Here is a 2,369-nt window from a genome sequence, read left to right as displayed (position 1 = left end):
CGGCAAAGCGCTCGGTCTCGTCGAGGCTGGCGCCAGATACATTGAACTACTTCAACCTTTTTCAACGGAATCGGCCCATCCCGGACATCTTGTGAGGTCTGCTTTAGTGTCTCCTCTTAGGGCTACAGCAGACATTCGCACCGACTGAGCTACAGCGGTATGATGAGTGGATGCCCAGTCGGTTCAAATCCCGAAATCCAGTTGCGGCTTCGCGTCGTCCCCGCCTTGCAGGGAAGAGAGCGACACCCGCAGGAGGCGCACCGCTTTCGGAAGGGGCATGTTGTCCTTCAGCAGGCGAGTTGTGCAAGATCGTTGCGGTTCGCGACCGCCGAAGAGACGGACCGGCTGCGCGTGATGATCTCGAAGTCGGCGAACTTCACTTTGAGCGTCACCGTCCGCCCCCGAGTGCCCGTCGACTCGCAGTGCAGCCAGATATTGTCGACCAGTGGTTCGAGCTCTGCTTCCATGGCCTCGAATTCGGTGAGGTCGGTCGCGAACGTGTTTTCCGCGCCGACAGACTTTCGGATCCGGTTGGCTCGAACGGGCCGTTCGTCGACGCCGCGCGAGATCCAGTAGTAGTAGGCGCCCGACTTGCCGAAGTTACCGTTCATGAACTCCAGCGTCTGGTTGCGCATGTCGAGACCTGTCCCTATCGTAAATCGAATCCTCTGGCAGTTGATTGAGAATCGGCCGATGCTGCTGCTCGATGTTTGATTTATGCAAACTGATCGTTGGGACAGTGATAGATTTGCTGCGGTCGCGCGCGATGCTCGAGGCGGAGATCTTGATGCTGAGGCAGCAAATCAATGTGCTGCGGCGTGCCAATTCCAAGAGAATTCGATTTGCGTCGCTTGACCGGCTGATATTCGGAGGTATCTGCCGGCTGTTTCCCAAGATGTATGATACACTTGCGATTGTCCGCCCCGATACCGTGATCCGCTGGCACCGCGCCGGTTTTAGGCTGTATTGGCGCTGGAGATCGCGACGCCGTTGCGGTCGACCAACGGTGTCGTTGGAGATTCGCCGGCTGATCCGCGAGATGAGCATCGTCAATCCATTGTGGGGAGCACCGAGAATCCATGGCGAGCTTCTCAAGCTCGGCATGGATGTCGGCCAGACCAGCGTCGCCAAGTATATGGCACGGAGGAGGGGGCCTCCCTCGCAGGGCTGGAAGACGTTCCTTCGTAACCATGCTGACGGGATCGCTGCGATGGACCCTTTCGTGGTGCCGACGGTCTCGTTCCGGTTGCTCTATGGATTGCTTATCATGGGCGATGGACGGCGGCAGATGCTGTGGTTTGGAGTGACCGCGCACCCAACGGCCGAATGGATCGCCAATCAACTGACCGAGGCGTGTGGCTGGGAGCAAATCCCTCGTTACCTGATCCGGGACCGCGATGGCGCCTACGGCGAGATATTCCTGCGTCGGGTTCGATCCATCGGGATTCGAGACCGTCCGACCTCTCCTCGCTCACCTTGGCAAAACGCTGGTGCAGAACGGCTGATCGGTTCAATCCGCGGGGAATGCATTGATCATGTCGTGGTGTTCGGAGAACGCCATCTGCGTCACGTTCTGCTCTCGTACATGAACTATTACAACGGCACGCGCACCCATTTGTCGTTGCACAAAGACGCGCCAATATCACGGGCCGCCGAGACAGTTGGACGCATTCTCTGTCGCCCGATTCTGGGCGGACTGCACCGCCAATATACTCGGATTTGATTTGCGGTAGGCACAGGTGTTTATCTCCGAGCGGCGCCGCCTTTCAAAAAGTTAGGTCGGATTTCGCGATCTTCCACGCTGTAAATGCGCCAGCGGCGATTGAAAAGATCGGGCAAATGATGAACTTGGTGAAGAAATACATGGGCACTATAAGCTGCTGCATTGGCTTGCTCACCGCCATGCAGCCGAGCAGAGTGCTCGAATACGTAGTAGGCGAGAAACGATTCAGCCAAAAAGACCGCTGCTGCGACTACGAAGAAGCTCAAAATAACGAGCATGATTTTCAATGGTGGATTCTCTTAATTTGGTCGAGTAGGTGCTGGACAGCTACGGTTCAAACTGGAACCAAAATTACTAACACCTACCTAATGTGCGTTCTGGCTGACTTTCAGATCTGCCGATGCCCTCTCTTGGCCCTTCAGCGACCCGCTAATAGCCGGTCACAACGTCTTCTGCTCAGAGTAGACCGGAAGTGACGGCTTCGCTGGAAAAACGCCGCTCATGACCCGGTGCTGACCTCGACAGTGCTTATGCTACTCCTGGCGCGCTTACCCCCTCTTCCTCAGTTTGGTTCCGATCGTGGAACCGTTGCAGTCGTTTGCCGATACGATCAAGCGGAACTCTCGTCGAAGCGTCGACCGCGCCG

General features: G+C 56.7%; 2 protein-coding genes and 1 pseudogene. 1 reads left to right on the top strand and 2 read right to left on the bottom strand.

Going from position 1 to position 2,369, the window contains the following annotated elements; translation table 11 throughout:
- Positions 1-183: 183 nt before the first annotated feature.
- Positions 184-647: pseudogene (locus tag ACZXDY_RS45535) on the bottom strand (DinB/UmuC family translesion DNA polymerase); the annotation flags it as partial.
- Between the two features lie 119 nt (positions 648-766).
- On the opposite strand from ACZXDY_RS45535, the gene ACZXDY_RS45530 reads away from it, so the two are divergent.
- The gene (locus ACZXDY_RS45530) at positions 767-1,723 is read left to right on the top strand and encodes an integrase core domain-containing protein (protein WP_464349965.1); all 957 of its coding nucleotides are present in this window, start codon (positions 767-769) and stop codon (positions 1,721-1,723) included.
- Between the two features lie 20 nt (positions 1,724-1,743).
- On the opposite strand, the gene ACZXDY_RS45525 is transcribed toward ACZXDY_RS45530, so the two are convergent.
- Positions 1,744-2,010, bottom strand: a complete 267-nt coding sequence (locus tag ACZXDY_RS45525; RefSeq protein WP_464349964.1) for a hypothetical protein — start codon at positions 2,008-2,010, stop codon at positions 1,744-1,746.
- Positions 2,011-2,369: the final 359 nt, after the last annotated feature.

It is taken from the genome of Bradyrhizobium sp. LeoB3 (assembly GCF_055456055.1).
The sequence above is the reverse complement of the archived record's forward strand: the minus strand, read 5'-3'. Positions and strand labels throughout refer to the sequence as shown.